Source organism: Brachybacterium tyrofermentans, assembly GCF_039526165.1.
Lineage (GTDB): Bacteria > Actinomycetota > Actinomycetes > Actinomycetales > Dermabacteraceae > Brachybacterium > Brachybacterium tyrofermentans.
In genome coordinates, this window is sequence record NZ_BAAAIR010000038.1 from 41,452 (window position 1) to 64,999 (window position 23,548).

Annotated in this window: 22 protein-coding genes; 13 read left to right on the forward strand and 9 right to left on the reverse strand. The window is 72.3% G+C overall.

The window, feature by feature from the left end; genetic code table 11:
- The first annotated feature begins 58 nt into the window (after positions 1–58).
- Entirely contained in the window at positions 59–1,723 is a 1,665-nt protein-coding gene (locus tag ABD093_RS09820; RefSeq protein ID WP_343924133.1) for an HNH endonuclease signature motif containing protein, read from the forward strand.
- A 52-nt stretch (positions 1,724–1,775) separates the two neighbouring features.
- On the opposite strand, the gene dnaB is transcribed toward ABD093_RS09820, so the two are convergent.
- Positions 1,776–3,155: a replicative DNA helicase gene (gene dnaB, locus ABD093_RS09825; RefSeq protein ID WP_193115739.1), complete on the reverse strand. Its 1,380-nt coding sequence runs from the start codon at positions 3,153–3,155 to the stop codon at positions 1,776–1,778.
- 145 nt (positions 3,156–3,300) lie between these two features.
- Here dnaB and ABD093_RS09830 point away from each other — a divergent pair, with 145 nt between their 5' ends.
- The 3 genes from ABD093_RS09830 (at position 3,301) to ABD093_RS09840 (ending at position 4,679) form a co-directional block, all read left to right on the forward strand.
- Positions 3,301–3,696, forward strand: coding sequence for a VOC family protein (locus ABD093_RS09830; protein WP_343924135.1), 396 nt, complete (start codon positions 3,301–3,303; stop codon positions 3,694–3,696).
- A 150-nt stretch (positions 3,697–3,846) separates the two neighbouring features.
- The gene (locus ABD093_RS09835) at positions 3,847–4,317 is read left to right on the forward strand and encodes a hypothetical protein (protein WP_343924137.1); all 471 of its coding nucleotides are present in this window, start codon (positions 3,847–3,849) and stop codon (positions 4,315–4,317) included.
- Positions 4,314–4,679 (forward strand): hypothetical protein, encoded by a 366-nt coding sequence (locus ABD093_RS09840; protein ID WP_343924139.1) that lies wholly within the window; start codon positions 4,314–4,316, stop codon positions 4,677–4,679. The genes ABD093_RS09835 and ABD093_RS09840 overlap by 4 nt, the downstream gene beginning before the upstream one ends.
- 47 nt (positions 4,680–4,726) lie before the next feature.
- Here the strand turns inward: ABD093_RS09840 and ABD093_RS09845 are convergent, their stop codons facing one another.
- A complete protein-coding gene (locus tag ABD093_RS09845; RefSeq protein ID WP_343924141.1) occupies positions 4,727–5,818 on the reverse strand; it encodes a GtrA family protein in 1,092 nt (363 codons plus the stop codon).
- A 5-nt stretch (positions 5,819–5,823) separates the two neighbouring features.
- Positions 5,824–6,849 (reverse strand): phosphodiester glycosidase family protein, encoded by a 1,026-nt coding sequence (locus tag ABD093_RS09850; RefSeq protein WP_343924143.1) that lies wholly within the window; start codon positions 6,847–6,849, stop codon positions 5,824–5,826.
- Positions 6,850–7,051: 202 nt separating this feature from the next.
- Here ABD093_RS09850 and ABD093_RS09855 point away from each other — a divergent pair, with 202 nt between their 5' ends.
- Genes ABD093_RS09855 through ABD093_RS09865 form a run of 3 tightly spaced genes read left to right on the forward strand, consistent with a single transcriptional unit; the run spans position 7,052 to position 10,140 of the window.
- Complete coding sequence (locus ABD093_RS09855) at positions 7,052–7,714, forward strand: DUF4956 domain-containing protein (protein WP_343924145.1); 663 nt, start codon at positions 7,052–7,054, stop codon at positions 7,712–7,714.
- The gene (locus ABD093_RS09860) at positions 7,711–8,475 is read left to right on the forward strand and encodes a VTC domain-containing protein (protein WP_343924147.1); all 765 of its coding nucleotides are present in this window, start codon (positions 7,711–7,713) and stop codon (positions 8,473–8,475) included. Before ABD093_RS09855 ends, ABD093_RS09860 begins: the two co-directional genes overlap by 4 nt.
- Before the next feature lie 48 nt (positions 8,476–8,523).
- Complete coding sequence (locus tag ABD093_RS09865) at positions 8,524–10,140, forward strand: carbohydrate-binding domain-containing protein (protein WP_343924149.1); 1,617 nt, start codon at positions 8,524–8,526, stop codon at positions 10,138–10,140.
- A gap of 25 nt (positions 10,141–10,165) precedes the next feature.
- On the opposite strand, the gene ABD093_RS09870 is transcribed toward ABD093_RS09865, so the two are convergent.
- Positions 10,166–10,675, reverse strand: coding sequence for a mycothiol transferase (locus ABD093_RS09870; protein WP_343924151.1), 510 nt, complete (start codon positions 10,673–10,675; stop codon positions 10,166–10,168).
- Positions 10,676–10,731: 56 nt separating this feature from the next.
- Positions 10,732–11,079 (reverse strand): GNAT family N-acetyltransferase, encoded by a 348-nt coding sequence (locus ABD093_RS09875; protein ID WP_343924153.1) that lies wholly within the window; start codon positions 11,077–11,079, stop codon positions 10,732–10,734.
- Between the two features lie 109 nt (positions 11,080–11,188).
- Between ABD093_RS09875 and ABD093_RS09880 the strand changes: the two genes are divergently transcribed.
- Positions 11,189–12,760 (forward strand): pyridoxal phosphate-dependent decarboxylase family protein, encoded by a 1,572-nt coding sequence (locus ABD093_RS09880; RefSeq protein WP_343924155.1) that lies wholly within the window; start codon positions 11,189–11,191, stop codon positions 12,758–12,760.
- 6 nt (positions 12,761–12,766) lie between these two features.
- On the opposite strand, the gene ABD093_RS09885 is transcribed toward ABD093_RS09880, so the two are convergent.
- Entirely contained in the window at positions 12,767–14,542 is a 1,776-nt protein-coding gene (locus ABD093_RS09885; protein WP_343924157.1) for a hypothetical protein, read from the reverse strand.
- A 149-nt stretch (positions 14,543–14,691) separates the two neighbouring features.
- Here ABD093_RS09885 and ABD093_RS09890 point away from each other — a divergent pair, with 149 nt between their 5' ends.
- The 5 genes from ABD093_RS09890 (at position 14,692) to ABD093_RS09910 (ending at position 20,487) form a co-directional block, all read left to right on the forward strand.
- Positions 14,692–15,630 carry a hypothetical protein gene (locus ABD093_RS09890; protein WP_343924159.1) on the forward strand — a complete coding sequence of 313 codons (939 nt, stop codon included), beginning with the start codon at positions 14,692–14,694 and terminating at the stop codon, positions 15,628–15,630.
- A 1-nt stretch (position 15,631) separates the two neighbouring features.
- The gene (locus ABD093_RS09895) at positions 15,632–16,417 is read left to right on the forward strand and encodes a ferritin-like domain-containing protein (protein ID WP_343924161.1); all 786 of its coding nucleotides are present in this window, start codon (positions 15,632–15,634) and stop codon (positions 16,415–16,417) included.
- A gap of 120 nt (positions 16,418–16,537) precedes the next feature.
- Entirely contained in the window at positions 16,538–17,740 is a 1,203-nt protein-coding gene (locus tag ABD093_RS09900) for a P-loop NTPase family protein (protein ID WP_343924162.1), read from the forward strand.
- Positions 17,730–19,532, forward strand: a complete 1,803-nt coding sequence (locus ABD093_RS09905; RefSeq protein ID WP_343924164.1) for an ABC transporter transmembrane domain-containing protein — start codon at positions 17,730–17,732, stop codon at positions 19,530–19,532. The genes ABD093_RS09900 and ABD093_RS09905 overlap by 11 nt, the downstream gene beginning before the upstream one ends.
- Before the next feature lie 106 nt (positions 19,533–19,638).
- Positions 19,639–20,487, forward strand: coding sequence for an alpha/beta fold hydrolase (locus ABD093_RS09910; protein WP_343924166.1), 849 nt, complete (start codon positions 19,639–19,641; stop codon positions 20,485–20,487).
- An 86-nt stretch (positions 20,488–20,573) separates the two neighbouring features.
- Here ABD093_RS09910 and ABD093_RS09915 read toward each other — a convergent pair whose 3' ends face one another.
- The 3 genes from ABD093_RS09915 to ABD093_RS09925 are packed head-to-tail and all read right to left on the reverse strand — an operon-like array spanning position 20,574 to position 23,503.
- Positions 20,574–21,146: a hypothetical protein gene (locus ABD093_RS09915; RefSeq protein ID WP_343924168.1), complete on the reverse strand. Its 573-nt coding sequence runs from the start codon at positions 21,144–21,146 to the stop codon at positions 20,574–20,576.
- A 60-nt stretch (positions 21,147–21,206) separates the two neighbouring features.
- Complete coding sequence (locus ABD093_RS09920; RefSeq protein WP_343924170.1) at positions 21,207–21,941, reverse strand: response regulator transcription factor; 735 nt, start codon at positions 21,939–21,941, stop codon at positions 21,207–21,209.
- Complete coding sequence (locus ABD093_RS09925; protein WP_193115752.1) at positions 21,938–23,503, reverse strand: sensor histidine kinase; 1,566 nt, start codon at positions 23,501–23,503, stop codon at positions 21,938–21,940. Before ABD093_RS09925 ends, ABD093_RS09920 begins: the two co-directional genes overlap by 4 nt.
- Positions 23,504–23,548: the final 45 nt, after the last annotated feature.

A 23,548-nucleotide genomic window follows, 5' to 3' on the forward strand; every position in this document is an offset into this window, starting at 1 on the left:
CACACCCCTCTGATGGACTGACATCGACGATCAGAGTCGACGTCCCTTGGAGAGTGCCATGACCGCCAGCCCGCCGCCCCAGAGTGCTCGAGGACCAGAGGGTTCCGAACCTCCCGAGAGCCCCGAGAGCCCCGAGAGCCTCTCGGCGGCTCCACCGCCCACGCCGGAGGTCCCTGCCCGGCTCACGCGCACCGATGCCGAAGAGCTCGGGACCCGGATCCAGCAGCAGGCGGCGGTGATCGCCGAGGCCACGTGCGAGCTGCTCCTCATGGTCGGCGAGTTCGACGCCCGCGACGGGCTCGGCTGGTTCGGAGGCCTGAAGTCCACGGCGCACTGGCTGTCCTGGTCCTGCTCGATGTCGCCGGGAACCGCCCGCGAGCACGTCCGCGTGGCCCGCGCGCTGCCGACGATGCCGCTGACCGTCGCCGAGTTCCGCGCCGGGCGCCTCTCCTACTCGAAGGTCCGCGAGATCACCCGCGTCGTCGACCGCATCGACGAGGCGCTCCTCGTGGACTTCGCGCGCTCCATGACGGCGTCGCAGCTCGCCAGCACCATCGCCTCCTTCCGTGCGGTCGATGGCAGCCGGCTCGGCCAGGACGCCGTGCGCCAGGCCCGCTGGCAGGTCCGCGACGACGGGATGGTCGAGATCCGCGCACTGCTCCCCGCCGAGATGGGCGCCGAGGTGGTCACCGCTCTCAACCTCGCACTGGACCGCGACGGGACCCAGCCGCCGCCCGTCGATCCCGGGGCCGTCGACCCCAGGCCCGGTGACTCCGGGGCCGACGCACCGTCACTCGACGGCTCCGGGAACCGTGTCACCCCGCGGGCCGTCTCCCGTGCGGATCAACTCTCGGAGGCGGAGGCCACGCAGAGCGCCGCCGAGGTCACCACGGACCCGACCCTTGATCAGCGCAAGGCCGATGCCGTGCTGCAGCTCGCCCGCACCTTCCTCGATGCGGAGCCCGATGATCGCTCCGGCGAGGACCGCCACCTGGTGGTCGTCCAGGTCAGCGCCGAGTCACTCATCCAGAACGTTCCCGCGGGAACGTTTGCCGGCGAGAGAACCACCGCCGACGCACCGTCACCGGACGTTCCCGCGGGAACGCCTGAGCTCTGCAGGGCGCTCGGGGCGGGACCACTGGAGGCACGTACCGCCGAACGGCTCGCCTGCACCGGTAAGGTCGCGATCACGATCACCGATACCGGGGGCGAGATCCTCCATCTGGGCAGGTCACGGCGCTTGGCATCGCGGGCTCAGCGTCGCGCGCTGCGCCTGCGGGACACGACCTGCAGCTTTCCAGGCTGCCACCAGTCCCAGCACCTCGACGCCCACCATGTGGTCCCGTGGTCCGAAGGCGGACCCACCGATATCGACGGTCTGGCGCTGCTGTGCCGCCGTCATCACGTGATAGTCCATGAAGGGGGCCTGCGGTTGATGCCCCGAGACCCCGCCGCCGAAACCCTGGGCCAGCGCTTCACCGTGGTCGACGCCGACGGTCGCCCCGTCCAGGCACGCTGGCCCGCCATGCTCGAGCACCTCTCGATCCACCGTGCACCCGCCACGACCAGCACGTCCGGCGCTCCCAGCACCAGCACCAGCACCAGCACCAACGACATCCGCCCGGATCCGGAGCGCATCGCCGCGACCACCGGAGGGGAGGGCTTCCGCCTCGCGGACTGCGTGGCTGCCCTCTGCGACAACGCCGTGGAGCTCGCCGCCTGACGAGCCACCCGCAACATCGCCGGACGGTTCAGCAGGTCAGCAGGTCAGCAGGTCAGCCGCTGAAGCCGCCCCCGCCGTGCGCCATGTCCTTGAAGCGGGAGTAGTGGCCCTCGAAGGCGACGGGAATCGTCTTGGTGGCGCCGTTACGGTGCTTGGCGATGATGAGGTCCGCTTCGCCGGCGCGGGCGGACTCCTTCTCGTAGTAGTCCTCGCGGTGGATCAGGAGGATGAGGTCGGCGTCCTGCTCGATCGAGCCCGACTCACGCAGGTCGCTCATCATCGGGGTCTTGTCGGTGCGCTGCTCGCTGCCACGGTTCAGCTGCGAGATCGCGATGACCGGCACCTGGATCTCCTTGGCCAGCAGCTTCAGCGCACGCGAGAACTCCGAGACCTCCTGCTGACGGGACTCGACCTTCTTGCCCGAGCTCATCAGCTGCAGGTAGTCGATGACTACGAGCGAGAGGTCGTGCTTCTGCTTCAGACGACGGCACTTCGCACGGATCTCCATCAGCGACATGTTCGCCGAGTCGTCCATGAACAGCGGGGCATCGGCGATGCGGCTCATGGCGCGCGCCATCGCCTGCCAGTCGCGGTCGTCCATCGAGCCGTCACGCATGCGGTTCATCGGCACCTGCGCCTCGGCGCTGAGCAGACGCATCGTGATCTCGGTCTTGTCCATCTCCAGAGAGAAGATGACGCTGGCCTTGCCGTTGTGGATCGAGGCCGAGCGCAGCACGTCCATGCCGAGGGTCGTCTTACCCATGGCGGGACGGCCGGCGAAGATGATCATCTGGCCGCCGTGGAGTCCCTGGGTGAGCTCGTCGAACTCCGCGAAGCCGGTGGGAACGCCGGTGACCTGGCCGCCGCGGTTCTGGGTGGCCTCGATCGTGTTGAGGGTCTCGTCGATGACCTCGCCCAGCGGCAGGAAGTCCTCCGAGGCGCCGCGCTCGGTGACCGCGTACACCTGCGCCTGCGCCTCGTTGATGGCCTCGTCGACCTCGCCGCCGTCGGCCGCGTAGCCGAGCTGGACGATGCGGGTCCCGGCCTCCACCAGACGACGGAGCTGCGCGCGCTCGACGACGATCTCGGCGTAGAACCCGGCGTTCGCCGCGGTGGGGACCATGTCGATGAGGTCGGCGAGGTAGGCACCGCCGCCCACCCGCGCGAGCTCGCCGCGCTTGGAGAGCTCATCGGAGACGGTGACCAGGTCAGCGGGCTCCCCGCGGCCGTACAAGTCGATGATCGCCTCGAAGACCATCTCGTGCGCGGGGCGGTAGAAGTCATTGCCCTGCAGGGTCTCCACGACGTCGGCGATCGCGTCCTTGGACAGCATCATGCCGCCCAGCACGCCGCGCTCCGCCGGGAGATCCTGGGGCGGGGTGCGCTCCAGGGCGCGATCGGGTCCAGCTTCGAAGGCCTCGGTAGATGTCACCGCTCCAGTGTAGGAACCTCCACTGACCGTCGGGACGTGATCCTTGTCCGGGCTGGGGACGACGGGACGGTGTGGAGGAAAGAACAGGCTGAGTGGAGCAACAAGGCGCCGCTCCGTTGTCGGACCGCGCCCCTAGAGTGGCGCGATGCCTGAGAACACTCCCCCGTCCGCCATCGCCCCGCTCGCCTCCGTCTCGATCGACTGCCCCCGACCGGATGATCTGGCCCCCTTCTACTGTGCGCTGCTCGGCCTCGAGGGAGCCTTCGCCGCCGAGGACCGCAGCGTGGTGTGCCTGGCCGGCGCGGGTCCGATGATCACGCTGATGCAGGCCGACGAGTACGTCGCCCCGCAGTGGCCGCACGGTCCGCAGCGGGCGCAGATGCACCTGGACCTGGCTGCCGAGGACCTCGAGAGCGCGGTCGACGCGGCGCGTCGGATCGGGGCGCGGCAGGCCGACGTGCAGCCCGATCCGTCGGCCTGGCGGGTGATGCTCGATCCCGTCGGGCACCCGTTCTGCCTGAGCGCGGTGCGGCCGGACTGATCCTCGGAGGCGGGCTCCCGCTCCCGCCCCGGCCCCGACCCCGACCCCGACCCCGACGAGGCCTTGACACACTGTGGTGCACCAAAGGTACAGTTCCCACATCACTGCACCAGTGGTACACAGCCGCTGGGCACTCAGGAGGGACACCTCATGACCGCCTCATCCGCGTCACCCCGCGCCGGGATCCCGTCCAGCGCCGCCCGCGCCCACTCCAGCCTGCTCCCCTACGCCCTCGCCGTGCTCGTGGCCACGGCGGTCGTGCATCTGCTCATCGTGCTGGCGGGCAACCGGATCACCGTGCTGACCACGCTCCCCCTGGTCGTGATCGCCCTGGGCTACGCGATCTACCTGGTGACCTACGGCCGTTCGCTGGGCCGGGTCCGCTACGGGCGCCTGGTCGCGCATGCCCTCACCTACGCGATCGTCACCACCGGCTATCTGCTGCACGCCTATGTGCTGCTCGCGTCGGCCGCGCCCGCCATCCAGGGGGACGGCCATCTCGCCCTAGACGCCGGATGGTTCGGCGCCACCGTCGGCATGGCCGGATTCTGGGGGCTCGGACTGATCGCGCACGGCCTGGCCGCCCTGCGCGAACGCGGCTTCGAGGCGCCGCGGGCATGACCGAGAACGCTGCCCCCGTCCCGCAGGCCTCCCCCTCCCCGGAGGACGTCGAATGGGCCGACGAGCTGGCCCGATCCTGGGTCGAGGTCTACAAGAAGTCGGCGACCACGCTCACCCTGCTGCGGATCATCCGCGACCACGGCCCGATCCCCGCCGCGGACATCGCGCCCCGCTTCGCGACGGCGACCGGATGGACGATCACCGACCGCGGCCTCTACCGCACGCTGCGGCGCCTCGCCGATTCGGGAGTGCTCAGCCTGGAGAAGGTCGATGTGGCCCGGACCGGGGCGAAGCGGCAGGATTTCGCGCTCACCCCCGTGGGCCGCGCGTATCTCGGGCGCATCGAGGGCGAGCTGGTCTGAGCAGCTGATCCGGCCAGCTGATCTGAGCACCTGATCCGACCAGGCCTTCACCGGGCTCGGAAGACGACCAGTCGCTGCACCGCGAAGCTGAGCCCGAACAGCACGACGTCGGTCCCCAGCTTCGCCCACAGCGGCGACGCACCGAGCGCGACCGAAGCGTCCACCAGGAGCACCCCGCCGGCCAGCATCGCGGCGGCGAGGAGGCCGTACCGCCCGGCGGCACGCCCCAGCGGCGCGCGTCCCTCCTTGTCGAACACCACGCGGCGGTTGAGCAGGAAGTTCGCGGAGCCGCTGATCACCCGAGCCAGCACGAGCGCGGCCCACAACGGCATCCCGACGGCGTGGAGGCCCAGGAACATCGCGGTGTCCACCGCGCAGGAGGCGAGTCCCGACAGCGAGAAGGCGACGACCGGCCCGAGCACCCGCAGGGAGTCGCGCACCGGCCGGAAGTGACTGGTCGCGTTCTCGTCGAGGTACACCGTGGCGATCGGCACCGACGTCAGCGGGAGGCCGTCGCAGGCCGCCTGCCGGAGCATCGAGAACTCGTACTCGTAGCGGTCCCCGGGCACCATGCGGGCCCATTCCAGCCTGGAGGCGGGGATCCCGCGCAGTCCGGTCTGCGTGTCTCCGAGCCGCACCCCGGCGACCAGGGCGAGCATGGCGGAGCTCACGGCGTTCCCGAGTCGTGACCGGGCGGGCACCTCGGGCAGCGAGAAGTCGCGCACGCCCAGGACGAGGGCGTCGGCCCGCGAGCGCTCCACGCCGGCGAGCGCCTCCTGCACCCGACGGATGTCCTCCACGGTGTGCTGGCCGTCGGCGTCGGCGGTCACCACCCCGTGGTCGGGGAACCGGTCGTGGACCAGGCGGAACGCCCGTCGCAGCGCCGCCCCCTTGCCCCGGTTGAGGCTCTCGTGGTGCACCCGGGCGCCGGCGTCGACGCAGCGGTCGAAGAGGGCGGACCAGTCCGGCCCCGAGCCGTCGTCGACGACGAGCACCTCGGTGCCCTCGGCGCGCAGCGCGGAGACCAGCTCCACCAGCTCGGGACCGGGTTCGAGGGCGGGGATGACGATCACGGACGGGAAGGAGGCGTGGGCTCCGGTGCGGCGCGGGAGAGATCCGCTGCGGGGTGAGGTGGTCATCGCGCTCACCCGGCCACGTAGAGGATGTCGCTGGTGGCGCGCTCCCCGTGGTTGGAGGGCTGGTTCGCGACCTCGCCGTCGAGGATCATCACCGAGGAGCCGCCGCCGTCGAGGTTGTACCCGGTGGTGCAGCCGAGGTCGGCGAGGATCTCTCCCAGCTCGGGAAGCGTCGCACCCCGGGAGTACCCCTCGTCGCGGCCGTCGACCACCAGGAGCACGAGGTTGTTGGTCCCGATGACACCGACCGCGGTGCGCGGCTGCTCGCCCTGGATGGAGTGGTTGCCGACGTTGGTATCGATCTCGATGTCCTCGATGCCCGCAGGCACCTGGCCGTCGGCCAGCACCGTCGGCCCGAAGCTGAGGGTGTTCCAGGCCCCGGCGGCGAGCAGCTCCTCGGCGCTCGTGGCGGTCTCGTCGTACGCCTCGACGGTGCCGTCGGCGAAGAGGACCAGGCCGTCCCGTGCCGGTTCGTCGCGGTAGATGACGCCGTTGCGGATCACGATGCCGGTGTCGCGGAAGCCGTAGTAGTCCCCGTTGATGGCGAGCACGGCAGCGTGGTCGGCGGCAATGGTGCTCGGCTTCTCGGTGATGTTCCGGCCGAACTCGTCCTGGGCGAAGGCGGAGCGGACCAGGGTCGCGTCCGCGACCTGGACGTCGGCGGCGTACCAGGTCAAGGTGTCGGAACCACTGCCCATGGAGTCGGAGCGGACCGTGACCGTGGTGGTCGAGGAGGTGTACCCGTCGGCCGTGAAGGTCCCGTCGGCGGGGAGCTCCGCGGCCGTGGTCGAGGTGCCGGCCGCGGATTCTGCCGCGGCGACGTCCGCGACCTCCACCTTCTCCCGCAGGAAGCGGTCGTAGGCCCAGGCCGCTGATCCTCCGGTCCCGGCGAGGACCGCCGCTCCCCCTCCCAGCAGGGCGCGCCGGCCCAGCCGCGTCGGTCGCCGTCTCGGTCGGGGTCTCGGTGGTGATGGCGCCGGGTCGTTGCGGGGCGGCGCGGTCTCGGAGGGGCGGGGGCTGCGTGGGGTGCTCATGGCCGGAAGGCTCTCCCGGTCCGCTATGGCGGAGTCACGGGACAGCTGTGCGATCGCTATGAGACGACGCCGGTCCCGATCCGACCGATCTCTCCGCTCGACCGGCCCCTCCCTCATACGTCGCCGACAGTGCACACATAGGTGATCCATAGGCAGGCCCCGGAGACTCCTCGGCACACCACCACTACCGGAGAAGGTTCCTATGTCCGCCTATGCCCTGTACGGCCTCGATCTCGTCGCCGCCCTCATCCTGACGTTCGGCGTCTACTGGCCCCGCCACCGCCGCCGCGACCTCGTGGTCGCGTTCCTCGGCATCAACATGGGGATCCTCGCCGTCGCCGCCCTGCTCGCCAGTTCCGCGTTCTCCGCCGGTCTCGGCCTGGGGCTGTTCGGCGTGCTGTCGATCATCCGGTTGCGCTCCGATGAGCTCACCCAGCACGAGATCGCCTACTACTTCGCGGTGCTCGCCCTCGGACTGGTCGGCGGGCTGTCCCCCGCACTGACCTGGGCGTCCGCCGGGTTCATGGCGCTCATCGTGGTGACCATGGCGATCGTGGACCATCCGCGGCTGCTCGGCGCGCACCGCCGCCAGCTGATCGTGCTCGACCGGGCGATCGCCGACGAGGCGACCCTGCGCGCCCATCTCGAGGAGATGCTCGGGGCCGACGTCACCGCCGTGAGCGTCCAGCGGCTGGACACCGTCAGCGACACCACCTGGGTCGACGCCCGATATCGGCTGCGCGCCGGCCGGCGCGCCCTCGTCCCGGGGACGGCGGCCACCCAGTCCACGGCCCACGATCCGGTCGCCGACGCGGCGGTCGGCACAGCCGCCCCGACCTCCTCCCTCCCGGCGATGACGCGATGAGCACACTGGATGCCCTGGCAGGCATCGGCCTCGCGGATCTCACCGCCCGCGCCGGGCTCATGACCCGCGTGGACCGCAAGTACCTCGTGCCCCGCGAGGAGATCGAGGACCTGCTCGAGGGTCTGACCCTCGACCTGCGGGTGCTCGAGATCGAGGGCCGACGCCGCTTCGCCTACCGGTCCACGTACTACGACACCGGCGGTCTCGACGCCTTCCGCGCCGCCGCCACTGGCCGCCGACGCCGCTGGAAGGTGCGGCAGCGCGATTACGTCGACACCGGCACCTCGTTCCTCGAGGTGAAGACGCGCACCGGCCGCGGCGAGTCCTCGAAGGCACGGATCGCCGTGACCGCCGACGGGCACGGAACGGCCGACGGATGCCTCGCCGGGCCGGCCCTCGACTTCGTCCGAGGCCAGCTCTCCTGCGCCCGCTGCGCCGTCCCCGCCGGTCCGCTGCTGCCGGCGCTCACCACCACCTATGACCGCACGACCCTGCTGGTCGCCGACGAGGACTCCCGCCTCACCATCGATCAGGCCCTCGAGTGGACCGATCCCGACGGCCACGGCCGGCGCCTCCAGGAGCTGACCGTCGTCGAGACCAAGGCCGGCACCCGTCCCGGCAGCGTCGACCGGGCGCTGTGGCGGGCCGGACATCGCCCGCAGCGCCTGTCCAAATACGCGACCGGGCTCGCACTGCTGGACGCGGATCTGTCGGCCAACCGCTGGCACCGCACCGTGCGGGGCATCGCCCGCACCGCCTGATCCACGACTCCAGACCCACCACCCGCACACCCTCCGGAAGGACCCACCATGCGTTCCACGATCACCACCTCCCCTACGACCTCCCGCCGTCGCGGCGTGCGCCGGCTCTCCGCCGCCGTCGTCGCCGGCGCGGCGGCCCTCGCCCTGGCCGCCTGCGGCGCGGCCACCGCCGGGACCGGTTCGACGTCCACCGACTCCGGCAGCACCGGCTCGGCGAGCATCGCCGAATCCGCCTCGGTCACGAACGATCTGCTCTCGTCCCTCGATCTCACGAACCTGGACACCCATGTCGATGACGACGACCTCGACTGGGAGGCCTCCGAGGAGCAGACCATCGACCTCGCGGACTCCGGCTCCTCCTCGAGCTCCTCCGACGTCACGGTCGAGGACTCGACAGTGACCATCGCCGCCGGAGGCGTGTACCGCGTCTCCGGCAGCCTCACGGACGGTCAGCTCGTGATCGCCGTCCCGGACGACGAGACCGTCACCGTGATCCTGGACGACGCGACCATCACCAGCAGCACAGGCCCGGGAATCGCCGTGACCAGCGCTGATGAGGCCACCCTCGTGCTCGAGGACGGCACCTCGAACGCGGTGACGGACGGCTCGGGGTACGAGCTCGCGGACGACTCCACCCCGGTGGCCGCGATCGCCTCCGCCTCGGACCTCACGATCGCCGGGACCGGCGCGCTGGCCGTCACCGGCAGCACCGACGACGGCATCTCCTCGCGGGACGGCCTCGCGATCACGGGCGGCGATCTCACCGTCACTGCGGTCGACGACGCGATCCGCGGGAAGGACTACGTGACGATCTCCGGCGGCACGTTCGATCTGACCAGCGGAGGAGACGCCGTGAAGGCGGACAACTACGAGGATGAGGACCGTGGCTGGGTGCTCATCACCGCCGGCGAGTTCACGATCAGCGCCGGCGACGACGGGATCGACGCCGAGCAGGCCGTCGAGATCGTGGACGGCACGGTCGACATCGCGGAATCCGTCGAGGGCATCGAAGCGCAGGACGTGATGCTCGACGGGGGCACCGTCTCGATCACCGCCTCGGACGACGGCATCAACGCGACCGCCGCGACCACGGCTGAGGAGGCCGCCACGGAGGCGGAGCAGGAGGAGGCAGAGGCTGCGGCGCAGGACACCGACACCGACACCGACGAGACCACCACGGACGGCGCGGCCTCGGACACGCTCCCCGGCGGCGGTATGGGCGGGATGGGCGGGGGCGGCATGGGAGGCGGCGGCGAGACCGACGACGGCTCCTGGCTCTCGGTCACCGGGGGGACGCTCACGATCGACGCCGACTTCGACGGACTGGATTCCAACGGGTCCATCTCGCTGACCGGCGGCGACCTGACCATCACGAGCGCCGACAACGGCGGCGACTCCCCCGTGGACGCCAACGGCGACATCACGCTGGACGGGGCGACCCTCACCGCCAACGGCAGCGAGATCACCTCCGCCGACGACCTCGGCGGCGGGATGGGCGGGGGCGGCGGAATGGGTGGGGGCGGGATGGGCGGGGGCCCGGGCTCCGGCGAGCCCCCCGCCAACGGGCAGCAGCCCGACGGCTCGAGCGGTTCCGGGGCTGCCAGCGACGCCGGGGGCGACGTCGCTGGGACGGACACGGGGACCAGCACCGGCACCAGCGAGTGACCGTGCCGGCGGCAGGCCGGAACGGTCAGTCGCCCACCGGCATGCCGAGCGCGTAGGCGGCCTGGGCGAGGTGCTGGATGGCGTCGTCGACGATGCTGATCAGGCGGGCGCCGCGCGTGACCGGCGGATCCCACTCCTCATCGATCACGTCGTCCAGCTCGGCCTCGGTGAGCCGATCGAGATAGGCGACCACCGCGTCGAGGGTCGCCTCGAGGTACTCCAGCAGCAGGTCCGCGTCGTCGACGAGGATGCGTCGGGCCTGCTCCGGGGTATGGCCGTAGCCGACGCCGTCCCCCTCGGTGCCGAGGTCGAAGCGCTCGGCGAAGCCGCGGGCGGTCCACAGCTGCTCCTCGCCGGTGAGGGCGGCGAGCTGCACGTCGATCTCGCGGCCGGAGTGCCACAGCAGCCAGGCCACGGAGTTGTCGTGGCCGCCGGGTCGGGCGTTGAGCGTCACGGGGTTGAGGTCCGGGCGCAGCCGCTCGGCGGCGTCGCGGGGGCGGGAGGTGAGGTCACGGAGGAGATCGAGAGCGTCCATGGGACCGACGCTACGCCGTCGGGCCGACCGGCGGGAGCGCAGAGCGCGAGGGCAGGTCAGTCGTCGGCGATGACTCCGCCAGCCTGCTCGGGGTGCCGCTGCAGCCAGCTCTCGATGAAAGGGCAGATCACGAGCACACCCAGGCCGCTCGCGCGGGCTTCCGCCAGTGTGGTGCGCACCAGGACCGAGGCCACGCCCTCGCCGCGATGCGCGGGGTCGGTGACGGTGTGGATCAGCTCGATGCGCGAGCGGGTGCGCTCGTAGATCATGATGCCGACGACGGCGCCGCTGCGCACCGCCTCATAGCGACCGGCGACGGCGTTGTCGCGCACGGCGATGCTCTCATCGGGACCGTGGCTGTGGTCCTCGGGGTCCGGGGTGTCGTCGTCGGCGTCGATCACCATGGCGCGGCGGCTCCTTCCAGCAGGTGCTTCCACGGTACGGCAGGGAGGCCCGGGTGGACAGGACTCGTTCCGTCCCGCCCAGGGCCGCCACCGTGCGACCATGCAGGACGTGACTGACGAAACCGCCGACCATCTGCCCGCCCGCACCGACGCCGCAGCCTCCGCTGCCGCGGCTGCTGCGGCCGGCGGATCAGGCGGGTCCGGTGAGAACGCCGATGGAGACACCCGCAGAAGCATCGGTGACCAGTCAGCTCAGGTGGATCAGGCCGAGCGCTCCGCGTTCTCCCGCGCCTCCGACGCCCTGCAACGTCATCGTGAGCCCTCCGAGATCTGGGGCGATGAGCGCGAGGCCGTGAACATCGCCCTGCACTGGGCGGCCGCCCGCGCCACCGTCGCCTCCGACCCCAAGACCACCGCCCGCAGCGCCGCCGAGCTGCACGAGGCCGCGGGCGAGACGATCACCGCCGGCGGCATCGGGGCGCAGCGCGCCATGGACCTGTTCGACGAGGTGCTGCTGCCGGCCACGCGCGCCTCCGAGGATCCGATGAACCTCGCCTACATCCCGGCCGCGCCCACACGGGCCGCCGTCGCCTTCGACACCGTGGTCTCCGCCGCGAACGTGTTCGGCGGGATGTGGGAGAACGGCGCCGGGGCGATCTTCGCCGAGAACCAGGTGCTGCGCTGGCTGAGCGATCTGCTGGGCTGGCCGGCCGATTCCGCCGGGGTGTTCGTCTCCGGCGGCACCACCGGCAACCTCTCGGCGCTCGCGACCGCCCGGGACCACGCCCTGCGCACGCGGGGGCGTCGGCCCGAGGGCGGCTGGGCCCTGGCCTGCGCGTCGACCGCGCATTCCTCGATCGCCTCCGCCGCTCGGCTGCTGGACATGGACCTGGTGACGGTGCCGATCGACGACCGCGGCCACCTCACCGGCGACGTCCTGGAGAGCACGCTGGCCGCCGACCCGCGGATCTGCGCCGTGGTCGCCTCCGGCGGCACCACCAACGCCGGGATCGTCGATGACATCGCCTCGGTGGTCGAGGTCGCGCACCGCCACGATGTGTGGGTGCACGTGGACGGCGCCTACGGCGGCGCGGCCCTCGCGGCCCCCAGCGCGCGAGGACGCTTCGCGGGCATCGACCAGGCGGACTCCTTCATCGTGGACCCGCACAAGTGGCTGTTCGCACCGTACGACTGCTGCGCGCTGCTGTACCGCGACGCGCGCCCGGCCGCCGCCGCCCACTCCCAGCACGCCGCCTATCTCGACTCGATCGACCGCGGAGAGTCCAATCCGGCGGACCTCGCCGCGCACCTGTCCCGGCGCACCCGCGGCCTGCCCCTGTGGTACTCGCTGGCCACGCACGGCACGGACGCCTACCGGGATGCCGTCGAGCGATGCCTGGCCTCCGCCCGCACCGTGGCCCGTGCGATCGCCACGACCGAGCACCTCGAGCTGCTGCTCGAGCCGGAGCTGTCCGTCGTCGTGTTCCGCCGCCCCGGCTGGACCCCGGAAGCGTATCGACGCTGGTCGCAGCGTCTGGCGAAGGACGGGACGATCCTCTGCGTGCCCACGGCCTTCCGCGGCGAGATCGCCCTGCGGCTCGCCTTCGTGAACCCCTCGACGGACCCGCAGGCCGTAATCGACGTGCTGCGCACGACGATGCTCGAGGCCGACGAGCACTGACCCGGCTCAGGCCTCGTCGAGCTGCGCGATGAGCGCCTCGGTGCGGGTGACGTCGTCGGCCCGGCCGAGGTGCTCCCAGCCGTCGCGGGCGCGGCGGGCCGCGCGCAGGGCCGCAGTCCGCTTCCCGCGGTCGGCGAGCATCTGGGCGTGGCGGTCGTCGACGTACGCCGCCCAGTAGCGGGCGCGCGCGTCGTGCCCGGCGGGAGCCTCGTCGACGATCTGCAGGGCCTCGCGGCGTCGGCGGTCGCAGTCGGCGAGGGTCGCCCCCTCCTCCTGCCGGCCGCTCGCCTCCCCGGCCGCGATGAACCGTGCCACGCGAGCGTCGACCCGGTGATCCCAGAGCAGCTCGGGCGGCAGCAGGGGCCTGCCGCCCTCGGGCCGGGCGCGGTGCTCGATCGCCGCGGCGGCCTCGTGGACCATCGCGGTATGACCGAGGTCCAGGGCCCTGCGCAGCACCAGTGCCTGGGCGCTGAGCTCCGTGCTCACGAGCTGGGCGCGCTCGGGGCGGGCGGTGGCGAGGTCATCGGCCAGCCACCGGGCCTCGGCGGCGAGCAGTCCCAGCTCGTGCAGCGCCCCGGGATGATCGCCGACGCGCTCATGGATGCTGGCCGCGAGCCGCGCCGCCTCCAGGCAGGAGCGGTGGTCGCGGTGGTCACGGGCGATGCGTCGGGCGCGCCCCAGAGGCACCCAGGCGGCGTCGTAGCGCTCGGCCTGCACGCGCTGGGCGGCGACCGCGAGCAGCGGGCCGGTGCGCAGCGACTCCCGCTGCACGGTGCGCTGGAGGGAGGCGAGCCTCCCGGCGGTGAGGGACGCGTGGTCGATCGCGCCGGCGGCCATGAACGCCTGCAGCAGGTGCGTGATCAGGCCGACGCGAAGCGGCGGGTCGTCGACCTCATGGAGGGCGTCGAGGGCGTCCAGGGCGTGCCGGGCCGCCTGCAGCGGTCGCTCGGTGCCCAGGGTGCGCGCGAGGACCGTGCGAGCTGCGGTCGCGAGGCGCAGGGGGTCCGGTCGGGCTCCTCCGGCGTCGGCGTCGGCCTGCTCGATCCGTTCGAGCGCGTCGAGGGCCTGGGAGGTGGCGGATGCCCGGTCCCCCATCAGCTCGAGGGCCTGCGCGAGGCCGACCCGGAGCTGCGTCTCGGGATCGCCGGGCAGCTGCTCGCGCACCACCGGCACGGCGTCGAGCGCGGCGCGCAGCTGGGCGACGGCGCGCCGCGGGTCGACCTCGGCGCCGCGGATCTCCCCGGGGCCGGGGAGGGCGGTCCGGGCCAGTCCGCGCACGAGGGCCTTCATCTCGGGGCGGGGCTGCAACTGCTCGCCGCGCCGACGGCCGCGCGGCTCGGACGGGCCGTGACCGGAGGGGCCGGCAGGTGGGGTCCGACCCTGCCGGGGGCCGCGGGCCAGCAGTTCCGCGACCAGGGCCCCGGCGAGCTCGCGGTGGCCGGATCGCTTCAGGATCGTCACGATGTCGCCGGTGTCGCGGTCGATCTGCTCGCCGTCCGCCGTCAGCACCGCGCCGCGCAGGGCGGCGCCCAGCAGGGCGAGGCGGTGCGCCGGGTCGGCCGGGCGGTCGCGGAAGGCCTCGGCGAGCCGACGGGCGTCGCCATACCGCTCGGCATGGATGAGATCGCTCACGCGACCGGCCGCGGCCAGCACATCGCGCGGGTAGGGCAGAGGGAGCTCCGGAGGCCGCAGCGCGCCGCGCAGGTCGTGCAAATCCGGCAATTCGCCCAGTTCGGGGCGTTCCTCCGACTCCGGGAGGGAGGAAGCGCCGGAAATGGTCACGGCAGAGAACCTACCAACCCGCGCCTGGGCGACACAGCGGACCAGGTCGACTCCTGCACAGATCAGATCCACTCCATACACTGTTCACCGGCCCTGCGGGCGTGGACGCACCGTCCACACCACAGTCATGGGCCGAGGAGAGGTGGAGCGTGGCCATCGGTTCGGCAGTGGGCACAGGGCGACGTGCCGCTCCCGAGACAGCTCCAGGAGCCCAGCAGACCGGTCAGTTCGTCGGCCATCTGCACCTCGACGAGACCATCTCGCCGGTGGTGCGCACCGACTTCGATGTCGCCGCCTATGCGAAGCGCGGCACCGAGCGCATCGTCGTGGACTCCTCACAGCGTGCGGCCGACGGCCCCCTGCCCGCCGAGCTGCGCACCACGCTCGGCGTGCTGCACCGCCTCGAGGCCTCCGCCCTGGCCGAGTCCCGGGCGATGCTCGCGACCTCCACCGGCCACGAGGCCCGGATCACCGCGTTCTTCGCGACCTGGCTCGTGGAACGGTTCTGGCAGTCCCGCGCCCTGCGCGACGTGCTCGCCGGCGGCGACCCTGCGAGCGTCACCGATGCCGCCGACACCTCCGAGCATCGCTCCGCCCTGCACCCGCTGCACGCCCTGCGCCGCGTCCACGTGGACCGGGTGCAACCGCTGCTGTCCCCGCTGTGGGGGATCGTCACCGGCGAGGGGGTCACCGCCGGGCACATGGCGCGCATGGCGATCCAGGAGGCGTCCCTGCAGGCTGCGCTGGTCGCGGTGTCGCGGCAGCTGGACGGCGAGGCGAAGCGGGTCGTCGACCTCGTCGCCGAGCGCCACAGCGCCGCCGTCGCCTTCTTCACCGCGGAGGCGATCACGCGCATCACCCGCTCCCGCGGCGAGGCGGCCAGCGCGCGGGCTGTGCTGGCCCTGTCCTCCCCGCTCCACGGAGGGGGTCTGGCCGACGCCCAGCTGCTCACCGCCCTGCGGGTGATCGGCGCCGACGCCCGCGATCGCGCCGCCCTGAGGCGGGCCCGGTTCGAGATCACGCGGCTGCTTCCCGGCCCCGATCTCCCGGGTCGGCTCCCCTTCCCCCGTCCCCTGAAGGGAGCGTGACATGGCCTTCGATCTCGACCACTTCGCCGAGACCTCGATCCCCGTGAAGTACGAGGATCTCGACTTCGACACCTTCGAGTCCCAGCCGCTGGATGAGCAGACCCTGCGCTCGCTGCGCTATATGTGCGACGTCGAGTTCCACACCTCCTGCTTCCTGCGGGACATGCTGGTCACCCCCTCGCACCGCGAGGAGGACACCGGAGGCTTCATGACCATGTGGAACCGCGAGGAGTTCTGGCACGGCGAGGCCCTCTCGATGGTGCTCGCCCGGCACGGCATCGTCGTGGACTACGACGAGCTCAAGGCCAAACGGGTCAAGCTGGGCTGGAGCAACGCCCTGGGCCCGCTCAAGCAGTCCGTGATGAGCAACCTCGCCGGCACCGATTTCGTCGCGGTGCACATGGTGTGGGGCGCGGCCAACGAGCTCTCCGCCGTGGCCGCCTACCGTCGGCTCTCCGCGCTCACCGACCACCCGGCGCTGTCCCCGCTGCTGAAGCGGATCGCGCAGCAGGAGACCCGGCACGTCGCCTTCTACACCACCCAGGGCCGCGACCGCCTCGAGGCCTCCCCCACCGCGCAGAAGATCGTGCGCCTGGTGATGTCCCGCGCCTGGAAGCCCGTGGGCAGCGGCATGATGGAGGAGTCCGAGGTCAAGCACGTGATGGGCCACCTCTTCGGCGGCCAGCCGCGCGAGCTCGACAAGCTCGACAAGCGCGTCCAGAAGCTGCCCGGGCTGGACGACCTCACGATCTTCCGCAACGCCTTCGCGCGCCTCGGCATCGCCTGACCTGCACAGACTCTGCTCGAGGGGCTCGCTGAGAGTCCTCTCATCGTCGCCTCATCGACGGCTCATCGCTCGCCCGTTCACTGGTCCTCGTCAGCCAGAGAACTTCCGAGGAGCCCCACGATGACGATCCTGAACCACGAGAGCGCCACCGAGACCACGTCGGCCCCCGCACCGCGCACCAGCACCAGCACCAGCACCAGCACCAGCACCAGCACCAGCACCAGCACCAGCGAGAGCGTCCGCACCCGGATCGAGCGGGCCAAGCACGCCTTCTCCACCCGCAACGTCGGCGCCTTCCTGCGCCGCGCCCAGGGCATCGACCTCCTCACCGAGGGCCACACCCCGCAGGCCGGCGAGGTCGTGCTGGCCCGGGTCACGTCGATCGGTCATCACAAGCGCCTGGAGAGCCCCGTCTCCCGCCGCCAGATCCTGTTCCCCGGCGACGAGATCGTGGTCGCCTACGGCAGCCGGTATGCCGCCGACCAGTTCCTCGCGCTGGTCCCCGAAGATCTCGGCCCGCTGCACCTCGCGGCGGCCGGCGGCCTCGCCTCCCGTGTCATCGAGCAGCACGCCGGCGTCGGCTCCGCCACACAGATCGAGCCGATCGGCGTGCTGCGCGACGAGCACGGACCGGTCACCCTGGCCCGCGCCGCGGCGCACCATCCGGTGCCCCGCATCACCGAGCGCCGCCACCGTCCCGCGCACGACGTGCCCGTCATCGCCGTGCTCGGCACCTCCATGAACTCCGGCAAGTCGACCGTGCTGGCCGAGCTCGCGCACGGACTGGCCGCCGCCGGCCTGCGCGTCGCCGCGGGCAAGACCACCGGGACCGGCGCCGGCAACGACTACAACCTCTTCCTCGACGCCGGGGCGCACCGTGTCCTGGACTTCACCGACTTCGGGTACGCCTCGACCTTCCAGGTGGGCGTCGACGAGGTCCGCGATCTGTTCCTGTCCATGGCCGACGAGCTCGCGGGCGGGGCGGAGAAGCCCGACGTGGTGCTGCTGGAGATCGCCGACGGCGTCTACCAGGGCGAGACCACCCGTCTGCTGGCCGACGACGAGTTCCGCCGGGTGGTGGACCAGGTCGCCTTCGCCGCCGGGGACGCCCTCGGGGCGGCCGGCGGCGTGGCGGCGCTCGGCGCCCTCGGCCACACCCCGGCCTTCGTCTCCGGCGTCGTGACCAGCTCGCCGCTGGCGACCGCCGAGGCCCGCCGCGCGGTCGACATGGCTGTCGTGCCGACCTTCGACCTCGGCACCGCCGACGTCGCCCGCGAGCTGGTCGCCGACCTGATCGGAGGGCGCGAGACCGATGCCGCGTGAGCGCGAACCGGTCCAGCTCGCCAACGGCCTGCTGAAGAACGCGCCGCCGCTCCCCGCGCTGCTGCGGGGGGCGCGGCGGCGCTGGATCAGCGTGCTGATCCTGCTCGGCCTCGGGCAGGCCGCCCTGGGCGCGGTCTCCGCGTGGGCCCTGGTGCAGCTGCAGGGGGCGCCGACCGGGTCCTCGGCGCTGCTGCTGCGAGCGCTGCTGCTGCTGGTGCTGACCGCCTTCGCCGTGGGCGCCCTCAAGATCCACGAACGGGTGGTCGCCGAGAAGCTGGGCCAGGACTACGTCCATCAGCTGCGCCTGACCCTGCTGGGCGATGCCCTCACCCCCGGGCACACCACCTCCCTCGGGGTGACCGTGGCCCGCACCACCAATGACCTCTCCGGGGTGCGGAACTGGGTCTCCCAGGGCATCGCCCCGCTCGTGGTCGCGGTGCCCCTGATCGGCGGCTCGCTGATCACGCTCGCGGTGCTGCACCCGATGCTGGCCCTCGCGATGGCCGCGCCGCTGCTGGGCCTGGGCCTGTGCCTGCTGTTCTGGGCGCGCACCGCACTCGTGAAGACCCGGCAGATGCGCCGCACCCGCGGCAGGCTCGCCTCCCGCATCGCCGACACCGTCACCGCGGCGGACGGCATCCTCGCCTCCGGCGGCACCAAGCGCGAGCTCCGGAACATCCGCGACGCCTCCGGGAACCTCGTCGAGATCGCGGTGGACCGCGCCGAGACCGTGGGCGCCATCCGCGCCGGCGGCATCGTCGCCTCGACCCTGACCACGCTGCTGGTAGCTGCGACAGGCACCTACCTGGGGCTCGCGCCCGGAGTCACCATGGCCGCGATGGCCGTGGGCGGCATCGCCTCCACCCCCGTGCTGGAGATCGGCCGGATCGTGGAGTACCGCCAGACCTACCGCTCCGCGCGCATGGTGCTGGGCCCTGCCCTCGCCGCCGCCGAGGCCCGGCGCGCGCACTCGCGCACCCGACGACGCGCCTCCGCCGCCGTCGAGGCGCCCGCCCTCGGGGCCGAGGGCACCGCGCCCGAAGGCACGAATCCGGGCGGCACCATGCAGGACGACTCCGTGCTCGTGCACCTCGACCTGCCCGGCCTGACCGAGCAGGGCGATCCGGTGCGCGGCCGGCCCGGGGAGACGGTGCGCCTGGTCAGCGACGATCCCGCTGTGCCGCACGAGCTCGTCCGGCGGCTCCTCGAGCTCTCGCCCGGTCCGGATGTCTCCGAGCCCGATTCGGTGTGGGTCGGCGGGGAGAACCTGCGTGCGGTCTCCACCAAGCGCGGTCGGGTGCTGGTGGGGGCGGCGAGCGCCGGGGCCGTGTTCGAGCGCAGCACCGTGGCACGTGCCCTGCACTACCGTCGGCCCGACCTCGACGCGAGCGACGACCACGACGTGCTGGAGCTCGTGGGCCTGGACCTGTCCCACCTGCCCGACGGCGCCCGCACCCGGCTGCGACGCGGCGGCGAGCCGCTGGGCCGTGCGGACCGGGCCCGCCTGGCGCTGGCCCGCGCCGTCTACGGCTCGCCGCCGCTGCTGGTCATCGACTCCCTCGAGGGCGATCTGGACGACGCCGGCCGCCGCATGCTGGAGCGCGTGCTGACCGCGTACCGCGGCACGGTGGTGATGGTCGGATCCGACGATCTCTCTGCCCGCCTGGGCGCGCGCGAGCACCGGCTCCCGGTGCCCGTCGACGCCGAGGCCGACGACGGCAGCGCCGGTGTGACGATCGGCAGCGGAGGACGTTCCCGCGGGAACGTCTACGAGGACGCCGACGACGAGTGAACCGGCCGCGGGTGAGCCGGGTGCAGGTGAGCCGGGTGCGAGTGAGCCGGCCGCAGGTGAGTCTGCAGGGAGTGCCCCGGCCGCGGATCCCGCCTAGGGTCGTGCCATGGCCCCGCTCCCCGGCACGCTCCTGCGCCCCGACGCCGCCCTGCGCTACGCCGATTCCGGAGGCGACGGCCCGCCGGTGGTCCTCAGCCATGGCGCCGGGATGGACCACAATGCCTTCGACCCGCAGGTCCCGCCCCTGATCCGTGCCGGGTACCGGGTCATCACCTGGGACCTGCGCGGCCACGGCGACTCGCTGCTGGCCCGTCCCGTCCAGTTCACGGCGGCCGACGCCCTCGCCGATCTCGAGGCGCTGCTGGACGAGCTGCGCATCGGGTCACCCGTACTGGTGGGGCATTCGCTGGGCGGCGGGCTCTCCCAGGCGTTCGTGCGCGAGCATCCGGCGCGGGCTGCGGGGCTGGTGGTGCTCGACGCGACGTGGAACGCGGGGCCACTGACCCGGTTCGAGAGCGTCGTGCTGCCGCTGGCCGCGCCGCTCCTCGCCCTGATCCCGGCGTCGCGGCTGCCCCGGCTGATGGCGAAAGCCTCCGCCGTCACGCCGGCGGCGATCGCCGCGACCGAGGCGGTGTTCGCCGCGATGCCCACGCGGCGCTTCCTCGACGTCTGGCGTGCGACGGTCTCCCTCGTCGACCCGGATCCCGGCTATTGCACCCCGGTGCCCCTGGGGCTAATCCGCGGGGAGGAGGACGCCACGGGCAACATCGCCACCGCCATGCCGCGGTGGGCGCGGGCCGAGGGCGTGGAGGAGCACGCGATCCCGGGGGCCGGCCACGTGGTCACGCTCGATGCCCCGGAGGCGACCACCGCCGCGCTGCTCGACGTGCTCGCCGCGATGACGCCGACTCCACCGACGGCACCTGCGGCGCCGGCGGCGCCGACGGCACCGTGACTGGCCACTGACCTGGCACGCAGCACAGGTCCTGGCGCGATGCGGGCCCCGCAGAGAACGTCAGTCGGGAACGTCAGCCGAGAACGTCAGTCGTCGTCCTCGTCGTCCTCGTCCTCATCTGCTTCGTCCTCATCCGCTTCGTCCTCGTCGCACTCCCAGCCGTCGTCGTCCCACTCGCAGGTCTCCGCGGGGGGTGCCGGGGCGGCGGGCTTCGTCGGGGCGGCGGGCTTCGTCGGAGCCGCGGGAGCTGTCCGGGACGAGGATCCGTCGGCGCCGGAGGTGGAGGACGAGCTGCCCCGCGACTCGTCGGCGCCGGACGATCCCGCTGAGCGGTCCGGAGCAGCGGTCGGCTGCGGGGACGGCTCGTACTCCATCGCGCCCGGATCCCCATCGGGGTGCGTGCCGCCGGCCGATCCGTCGGCATCGTCGGACCGCGGGAGCGTGACCGCTCCGGACGCGTCGAGGGATTCCGGGACGTCGCCGGGCAGCACGGCGCCGTCGCCGTCCACGTCGCCGCCCCCGTCGGACGCCCCGAGCTGTGCCCCGACGACGATTCCGGGCCGGGCCGACGGGGCCTCCTCGAGCGAGGGCACCACCGCGAGGCCGATCGCCGCGAGGGCGACGGCCAGGATGATCCCTGCGGTCCGGAGCGTTCTCATGGCAGGCATCCTGCGCCGTGGGGGTGAGACGGCGGTGAAGTCGTCATGAGAGGTCTCTCATCAGGCACGGGGCCCGGCCCCGGCAGAGGGATCGACCATCTTGTATCCGGCGCCGCGCACCGTGACCAGGCGTCGGGCGCCGATCTTGCCACGCAGGTAGCCGATGTACACGTCGACCACGTTCGACGCCCCGTCGTAGTCGTAGCCCCACACCTTCGACAGCAGCAGGTCGCGCGTGAGCACCTGGTTCGGGTTCTCGAGGAACACCCGCGCCATCGTGAACTCGCGGGAGGACAGCTCCACGGATCGCTCGGCGCCGGGCGAACCGGCCCCCTCCCCCGCATCGTCCGTACGGAACGTCGCGATGCGGGTGCGCAGGTCCAGACGCAGGTCGCCGAGCTCGCGCACGTCCGAATCCACCGAGCCCGCCCCGTTGGTCGCCTCCCGGGCGCGCAGCTTCACCCGGGCCAGCAGCTCCTCGAAGCGGAACGGCTTGGCGATGTAGTCGTTCGCGCCGCCCTCGAGCCCCTGCACGGTGTCGTCGACGCCCGTGCGCGCGGTGACCATGAGGATCGGGATCTGCACGTCCATCGCGCGCAGCGCCTTGAGCACCTGGAAGCCGTCCATGCGAGGCAGCCCCACGTCGAGGATCAGCAGGTCGAAGTCACCGCTGGAGGCGAGATCGAGCGCGCTGATGCCGTCCTCGACCACGGTCGAGGCGTAGCCGTTGGCCTTCAGGCCCCGCTCGACGAACCGCGCGATCCGCGCCTCGTCCTCGGCGATCAGGATCCTCATGTGCTGCTCCCCTTCGTCGTCGTCGAAATGGTGCGGCCGACGGGATGTCCGCCGTCCGCGGGGTCGTCGTCCGTGGCAGGTCCCGGCAGGTGGGATGCCGCGACCTGCGGGATCACGAGGGTGAAGGTCGAGCCGCGCCCGGGCCGGGACAGCAGCCGCACCACGCCCCCGTGCCCCTCGGCGATCGCCAGCACGATCGGCAGGCCCAGGCCGGAGCCCGATCCGCGCGCCCCCTCCACACGGGTGAAGCGCTCGAAGATGCGCAGCTGGTCGTCCGGGGCGATGCCGACCCCCTCGTCCTGCATGCTCACATGGATCTCGGGGCCGTCCGGACCCAGCACCTGGTCCACGCCGAACAGCACCCGGCTGCCCTCGCCGCTGTAGCGCACCGCGTTGGCGGCCAGCTGCACGACGGCCTGCGTCAGACGCTGCTCGTCGGCGTCGGCGACCACGTCGACCGTGCGCGTCAGCACCCAGTCCCGCTCGGCGATGTGCGCGATGCGCGCGAAGGCGGAGCGGGTGAACTCCGCCAGGTCCACCGGGCGGAGCTTCACGTAGTCCGGCCGCTTGGAGGCCGCCAGCTCGGAGAGGTCCTCGACGACGCGGCCCATGCGGTCCAGCTCATCCATCGCGATGTGGTGCGCCTCGCGCACGTCGGCCGGGTCCTCGACGTCGGTGGTCTCCAAGGTGCCGCGCACGATCGTCAGCGGGGTGCGCAGCTCATGGCCGACGTCGCTCATGAATCGGCGCTGCTCGGCAAAACCGGCCTGGATGCGCTCCAGCATACGGTTGAAGTTCCGTGCGAGCGCGGCGATGTCGTCCCTCCCGTCGGGGACGACGATGCGGTGCTCGAGGTCGTCGACCGTGATCTGCTCGGTCGCCGAGCGCAGGGAGCCCAGCGGCCTGAGCAGTCGCCCGGTGACCACGTAGCCCACCCAGCCGGCGACGAGGAGCGTGACGACCGAGAGCGCCGCGAAGGTGAGGACGGACTGCCACAGGTCGGCCTTCTGCACGCCGATGTCGTTCGCGACCACGAAGATGCCCTCGGTGTCGTCGCCGGCGACGGACACGGAGGCGACGAGCACTCGCAGCTCCCGATCATCCACGGTCATCGTGGTGGTCACCGTGCGCCCGGGCTCGTGGGCGGCGGTGATCTGCGAGAGCACCTGACGGGAGGTCGCGGAATCGTCCGGGACCAGCTCGAAGTCCTGGGTGACCGGTTTGTGGGCGGGGGCGCCGTCCACGAGCGCCACGACGGATTCGTTGTCCGAGGGCGCCGCGGAACCGGTGGCCGCCTTCAGCACGGCATCGACCGTGGTGTGCATCCGGCGGCCGTCGTCGCCCACCTCCTGCGCGATCAGGTCCAGCTCGCGGTACTCCTGGTCTAGCTCCGCCTCGACCCGCTCGTCCAGCAGTCGGAACTGCGCGGCATAGGTGAGCACGCCGGTGAGGGCGAGGCCGCCGACCATGAAGGCGAGCATCGTGGTCAGCACGCGCGTGCGCACGGTCCAGCTGCGCGTCGCGGCGCTGGTCACACCGTCACGGGTTCTGAGCAGGGGCATCGATGAACCATACGAGGTGTGGGTGAACGGCGGGTGACGGATCGT

What these genes read in the sequence shown, in the direction of transcription:
- ABD093_RS09875 (WP_343924153.1), bottom strand. Translation starts at nt 11,079, where the DNA reads ATGGTGATCGACGCCGACGACGACACCCCGGACCCCGAGGACCACAGC.
- ABD093_RS09830 (WP_343924135.1), top strand. Translation starts at nt 3,301, where the DNA reads ATGCCTGAGAACACTCCCCCGTCCGCCATCGCCCCGCTCGCCTCCGTC.
- ABD093_RS09905 (WP_343924164.1), top strand. Translation starts at nt 17,730, where the DNA reads ATGCCGCGTGAGCGCGAACCGGTCCAGCTCGCCAACGGCCTGCTGAAG.
- ABD093_RS09835 (WP_343924137.1), top strand. Translation starts at nt 3,847, where the DNA reads ATGACCGCCTCATCCGCGTCACCCCGCGCCGGGATCCCGTCCAGCGCC.
- ABD093_RS09910 (WP_343924166.1), top strand. Translation starts at nt 19,639, where the DNA reads ATGGCCCCGCTCCCCGGCACGCTCCTGCGCCCCGACGCCGCCCTGCGC.
- ABD093_RS09820 (WP_343924133.1), top strand. Translation starts at nt 59, where the DNA reads ATGACCGCCAGCCCGCCGCCCCAGAGTGCTCGAGGACCAGAGGGTTCC.
- ABD093_RS09840 (WP_343924139.1), top strand. Translation starts at nt 4,314, where the DNA reads ATGACCGAGAACGCTGCCCCCGTCCCGCAGGCCTCCCCCTCCCCGGAG.
- ABD093_RS09895 (WP_343924161.1), top strand. Translation starts at nt 15,632, where the DNA reads ATGGCCTTCGATCTCGACCACTTCGCCGAGACCTCGATCCCCGTGAAG.
- ABD093_RS09845 (WP_343924141.1), bottom strand. Translation starts at nt 5,818, where the DNA reads ATGACCACCTCACCCCGCAGCGGATCTCTCCCGCGCCGCACCGGAGCC.
- ABD093_RS09925 (WP_193115752.1), bottom strand. Translation starts at nt 23,503, where the DNA reads ATGCCCCTGCTCAGAACCCGTGACGGTGTGACCAGCGCCGCGACGCGC.
- ABD093_RS09920 (WP_343924170.1), bottom strand. Translation starts at nt 21,941, where the DNA reads ATGAGGATCCTGATCGCCGAGGACGAGGCGCGGATCGCGCGGTTCGTC.
- ABD093_RS09860 (WP_343924147.1), top strand. Translation starts at nt 7,711, where the DNA reads ATGAGCACACTGGATGCCCTGGCAGGCATCGGCCTCGCGGATCTCACC.
- ABD093_RS09855 (WP_343924145.1), top strand. Translation starts at nt 7,052, where the DNA reads ATGTCCGCCTATGCCCTGTACGGCCTCGATCTCGTCGCCGCCCTCATC.
- ABD093_RS09850 (WP_343924143.1), bottom strand. Translation starts at nt 6,849, where the DNA reads ATGAGCACCCCACGCAGCCCCCGCCCCTCCGAGACCGCGCCGCCCCGC.
- ABD093_RS09900 (WP_343924162.1), top strand. Translation starts at nt 16,538, where the DNA reads ATGACGATCCTGAACCACGAGAGCGCCACCGAGACCACGTCGGCCCCC.
- ABD093_RS09915 (WP_343924168.1), bottom strand. Translation starts at nt 21,146, where the DNA reads ATGAGAACGCTCCGGACCGCAGGGATCATCCTGGCCGTCGCCCTCGCG.
- ABD093_RS09865 (WP_343924149.1), top strand. Translation starts at nt 8,524, where the DNA reads ATGCGTTCCACGATCACCACCTCCCCTACGACCTCCCGCCGTCGCGGC.
- ABD093_RS09870 (WP_343924151.1), bottom strand. Translation starts at nt 10,675, where the DNA reads ATGGACGCTCTCGATCTCCTCCGTGACCTCACCTCCCGCCCCCGCGAC.